The organism is Caulobacter sp. GW821-FHT10C03 (genome assembly GCF_059415485.1).
Genome location: NZ_JBWKNI010000039.1, coordinates 1 through 5,361, shown reverse-complemented (window position 1 = coordinate 5,361; position 5,361 = coordinate 1). Strand labels below are relative to the sequence as shown.

General features: G+C 54.6%; 3 tRNA genes and 3 rRNA genes. All 6 read left to right on the top strand.

Going from position 1 to position 5,361, the window contains the following annotated elements:
* Positions 1 to 101: 101 nt before the first annotated feature.
* The 6 genes from AC07NG_RS25635 (at position 102) to AC07NG_RS25610 (ending at position 5,361) form a co-directional block, all read left to right on the top strand.
* Positions 102 to 1,585: ribosomal RNA gene (locus tag AC07NG_RS25635) — 16S ribosomal RNA — on the top strand.
* 194 nt (positions 1,586 to 1,779) lie between these two features.
* A tRNA-Ile gene (locus tag AC07NG_RS25630) sits at positions 1,780 to 1,856 on the top strand.
* A gap of 52 nt (positions 1,857 to 1,908) precedes the next feature.
* Positions 1,909 to 1,984, top strand: a tRNA-Ala gene (locus tag AC07NG_RS25625).
* Positions 1,985 to 2,224: 240 nt separating this feature from the next.
* A 23S ribosomal RNA gene (locus AC07NG_RS25620) occupies positions 2,225 to 5,010 on the top strand.
* 102 nt (positions 5,011 to 5,112) lie between these two features.
* Positions 5,113 to 5,227 (top strand): 5S ribosomal RNA (rrf, locus tag AC07NG_RS25615).
* Together the 16S, 23S and 5S rRNA genes with 3 tRNA genes alongside form the textbook arrangement of a ribosomal RNA operon.
* A gap of 57 nt (positions 5,228 to 5,284) precedes the next feature.
* Positions 5,285 to 5,361, top strand: a tRNA-Met gene (locus AC07NG_RS25610).

Genomic DNA, 5,361 nt, shown 5'->3' with positions numbered 1-5,361 from the left:
GGCTTGGTCATTGTGTGATGGGAACTCGTCAAGAAACTATGCAAACCAGATACGCGACTGAGGTTTTCCCCTCGGTCAAATAGCTGGAGTCAATGTCAACTCAACCTGAGAGTTTGATCCTGGCTCAGAGCGAACGCTGGCGGCAGGCCTAACACATGCAAGTCGAACGGATCCTTCGGGATTAGTGGCGGACGGGTGAGTAACACGTGGGAACGTGCCCTTTGGTTCGGAACAACTCAGGGAAACTTGAGCTAATACCGGATGTGCCCTTCGGGGGAAAGATTTATCGCCATTGGAGCGGCCCGCGTCTGATTAGCTAGTTGGTGAGGTAAAGGCTCACCAAGGCTACGATCAGTAGCTGGTCTGAGAGGATGATCAGCCACATTGGGACTGAGACACGGCCCAAACTCCTACGGGAGGCAGCAGTGGGGAATCTTGCGCAATGGGCGAAAGCCTGACGCAGCCATGCCGCGTGAATGATGAAGGTCTTAGGATTGTAAAATTCTTTCACCGGGGACGATAATGACGGTACCCGGAGAAGAAGCCCCGGCTAACTTCGTGCCAGCAGCCGCGGTAATACGAAGGGGGCTAGCGTTGCTCGGAATTACTGGGCGTAAAGGGAGCGTAGGCGGACTGTTTAGTCAGAGGTGAAAGCCCAGGGCTCAACCTTGGAATTGCCTTTGATACTGGCAGTCTTGAGTACGGAAGAGGTATGTGGAACTCCGAGTGTAGAGGTGAAATTCGTAGATATTCGGAAGAACACCAGTGGCGAAGGCGACATACTGGTCCGTTACTGACGCTGAGGCTCGAAAGCGTGGGGAGCAAACAGGATTAGATACCCTGGTAGTCCACGCTGTAAACGATGAGTGCTAGTTGTCGGCAGGCATGCCTGTCGGTGACGCAGCTAACGCATTAAGCACTCCGCCTGGGGAGTACGGTCGCAAGATTAAAACTCAAAGGAATTGACGGGGGCCCGCACAAGCGGTGGAGCATGTGGTTTAATTCGAAGCAACGCGCAGAACCTTACCACCTTTTGACATGCCTGGACATCCGGAGAGATCCGGCCTTCCCTTCGGGGACTGGGACACAGGTGCTGCATGGCTGTCGTCAGCTCGTGTCGTGAGATGTTGGGTTAAGTCCCGCAACGAGCGCAACCCTCGCTGTTAGTTGCCATCATTAAGTTGGGCACTCTAACAGGACTGCCGGAGTTAATCCGGAGGAAGGCGGGGATGACGTCAAGTCCTCATGGCCCTTACAAGGTGGGCTACACACGTGCTACAATGGCGACTACAGAGGGCTGCAATCCCGCGAGGGGGAGCCAATCCCTAAAAGTCGTCTCAGTTCGGATTGTTCTCTGCAACTCGAGAGCATGAAGTTGGAATCGCTAGTAATCGCGGATCAGCATGCCGCGGTGAATACGTTCCCGGGCCTTGTACACACCGCCCGTCACACCATGGGAGTTGGCTTTACCCGAAGGCGCTGCGCTAACTCGCAAGAGAGGCAGGCGACCACGGTAGGGTCAGCGACTGGGGTGAAGTCGTAACAAGGTAGCCGTAGGGGAACCTGCGGCTGGATCACCTCCTTTCTAAGGATGCCTCTCCAGCTTCGGCTATTGAGGCTCCGATTAGTGCGCTAGACGCACACAAATGAGCGGATCGCCGCCGTCTTCGTTTCTCTTTCCACTTGTTCTGGACCGTCGAGGTTCAGAGCACGATCGCGAGCCCTGGAGCGGGTCCTCCTCTAAGAATGTTTAGAGCGGATCTGATCTGAGCGGCCTATGGGCCCGTAGCTCAGTTGGTTAGAGCGCACGCTTGATAAGCGTGAGGTCATAAGTTCAAGTCTTATCGGGCCTACCACTCTTTCCAAACATACGGACGCAACCGACCGCTCTCCTGGCTACACCCTTTCGGGGCCATAGCTCAGTTGGTAGAGCGCCTGCTTTGCAAGCAGGATGTCGTCGGTTCGAATCCGTCTGGCTCCACCATCCTTGTTGGCTGTTCTCGCTAACGCTTCGCTTCTTGAGCGAGGCCAGCTGGAGAACACGCAAGGACATCGCGATCGAGGATATCAAGTTTGCAACTGGCTTTGGCCAGTCTGCGAAGTGACATCGTGAAGGCAGGGTTCAGCCGCTTAGGTTGGACTTAAGAAGACATCATTGTCTGACAAATTGTAAAGCGCATGCGAACCGTCCCTAGACGGTAAGCGCATGGGTTTTGCTGAGAACGATCAAGCGCATAAGGGCTTCTGACGGATGCCTTGGCATTGAGAGGCGATGAAGGACGTGGCACGCTGCGATAAGAGCCGGGGAGGCGCGAGCACCCTTTGATCCGGCTATCTCCGAATGGGGAAACCCACCTTTACGGTCACCCGACTTAGTTTTGCTTCGGCAAAATCAAGATCGGTTGGTCGGAAGAGGTATAATGATCTGAATACATAGGGTCATTAAGCAAACCCGGGGAACTGAAACATCTCAGTACCCGGAGGAAAGGACATCAACCGAGACTCCCGTAGTAGTGGCGAGCGAACCGGGACCAGGCCAGTGCTGTCGTGACATAAAGCTGAACGAGCTGGGAAGCTCGGCCATAGTGGGTGATAGCCCCGTAAGCGTCAAATAGCGACAGACTCGAGTAGGGCGGGACACGTGAAATCCTGTCTGAACATGGGGGGACCACCCTCCAAGCCTAAGTACTCCTCAATGACCGATAGCGAACAAGTACCGTGAGGGAAAGGTGAAAAGCACCCCGACAAGGGGAGTGAAACAGATCCTGAAATCGGAAGCCTACAAGCAGTCGGAGCCACCGCGCGTGGTGACGGCGTACCTTTTGTATAATGGGTCAGCGACTTCATGTGCCGTGCAAGCTTAAGCCGTTAGGTGTAGGCGCAGCGAAAGCGAGTCTGAATAGGGCGAATAAGTACGTCGCATGACGACCCGAAACCAGGTGATCTATCCATGAGCAGGTTGAAGGTTGGGTAACACCAACTGGAGGACCGAACCGGTGAATGTTGAAAAATTCTCGGATGACTTGTGGATAGGGGTGAAAGGCCAATCAAACCTGGACATAGCTGGTTCTCCGCGAAAACTATTTAGGTAGTGCCTCAGACGGACTCCTCGGGGGGTAGAGCACTGAATGGATGCGGGCGGCGCGAGCTGTACCAATTCTAATCAAACTCCGAATACCCGAGAGAGATATCTGGGAGACACACGGCGGGTGCTAACGTCCGTCGTGAAAAGGGAAACAACCCTAACCATCATCTAAGGCCCCCAAGTACTGGCTAAGTGGGAAACGATGTGGGTTTGCTTTGACAACCAGGATGTTGGCTTAGAAGCAGCCATCATTTAAAGAAAGCGTAACAGCTCACTGGTCAAGCGAACCTGCGCGGAAAATGTAACGGGGCTCAAGCCAGTCGCCGAAGGTATGGGTTTGCACTTTGTGCAAGCGGTAGCGGAGCGTTCCGTAAGCCGATGAAGGTGAGGCGTGAGCCTTGCTGGAGGTATCGGAAGTGAGAATGCTGACATGAGTAGCGATAAAGAGGGTGAGAGACCCTCTCGCCGAAAACCCAAGGGTTCCTGCGTAAAGCTAATCTGCGCAGGGTTAGCCGGCCCCTAAGGCGAGGCGGAAACGCGTAGTCGATGGGAACCAGGTAAATATTCCTGGGCCAGTTGGAAGTGACGGATCTGGTAAATTGTCAGTCCTTATTGGATTGGTTCTGGCAGTGAACAGGTCCCTGGAAATAACTCCAACGGAGACCGTACCCGAAACCGACACAGGTGGGTAGGTAGAGTATACCAAGGCGCTTGAGAGAACTGTGCTGAAGGAACTCGGCAAATTGCACGCGTAACTTCGGGATAAGCGTGACTCTTCTTTGGGCAACCAGAAAAGAGTGGCACAAGCCAGGGGGTAGCGACTGTTTATCAAAAACACAGGGCTCTGCGAAGCCGCAAGGCGACGTATAGGGTCTGACGCCTGCCCGGTGCCTGAAGGTTAAAAGGAGGGGTGCAAGCTCTGAATTGAAGCCCAGGTAAACGGCGGCCGTAACTATAACGGTCCTAAGGTAGCGAAATTCCTTGTCGGGTAAGTTCCGACCTGCACGAATGGCGTAACGACTTCCCCACTGTCTCCAGCACAGGCTCAGCGAAATTGAATTCCCCGTGAAGATGCGGGGTTCCCGCGGTCAGACGGAAAGACCCTATGAACCTTTACTGCAGCTTCGCCTTGGCGTTAGCAATAACATGTGTAGGATAGGTGGGAGGCTATGAAACTTGGGCGCCAGTCCGAGTGGAGCCATCCTTGAAATACCACCCTTATTGTTGTTGACGTCTAACCGCGGCCCGTTATCCGGGTCCGGGACATGGCGTGGCGGGCAGTTTGACTGGGGCGGTCGCCTCCCAAAGTGTAACGGAGGCGCGCGATGGTGGGCTCAGACCGGTCGGAAATCGGTCGTCGAGTGCAATGGCATAAGCCCGCCTGACTGCGAGACTGACAAGTCGAGCAGAGACGAAAGTCGGCCATAGTGATCCGGTGGTCCTGCGTGGAAGGGCCATCGCTCAACGAATAAAAGGTACTCTAGGGATAACAGGCTGATTTTGCCCAAGAGTCCATATCGACGGCAAAGTTTGGCACCTCGATGTCGGCTCATCACATCCTGGGGCTGGAGCAGGTCCCAAGGGTTCGGCTGTTCGCCGATTAAAGTGGTACGTGAGCTGGGTTCAGAACGTCGTGAGACAGTTTGGTCCCTATCTGCCGTGGGTGTACGAGACTTGAGAGGATCTGTCCCTAGTACGAGAGGACCGGGATGGACACACCTCTGGTGGACCTGTCATGGCGCCAGCTGTGCAGCAGGGTAGCTAAGTGTGGAATAGATAACCGCTGAAAGCATCTAAGCGGGAAACTAACCTCAAAACAAGGTCTCGCTGAGAGCCGTGGAAGACCACCACGTTGATAGGCCGGGTGTGGAAGTGCGGCGACGCATGGAGCTTACCGGTACTAATAGCTCGATAGGCTTGATCGTTCTTCAGTCAAACCCATGAAGCTCTACAAAGCCTCATACAATGATGTCTTCTTCAAATCTCTGCCTGAACCAATCTCAGGCAGACAGCATCCTTTTCGCTGACCTGGTGGCTATGCCGGGGGTTCCCCACCCGATCCCATTCCGAACTCGGTCGTTAAGTCCCCCAGGGCCAATGGTACTTCGTCTCAAGGCGCGGGAGAGTAGGTCGCCGCCAGGTCCGCTAAAAGGATGCACACCCAAAAGTCCAAGAACCCTGCACACGATATTCCCCTGCCGCGGGGTGGAGCAGCCCGGTAGCTCGTCAGGCTCATAACCTGAAGGTCACAGGTTCAAATCCTGTCCCCGCACCCA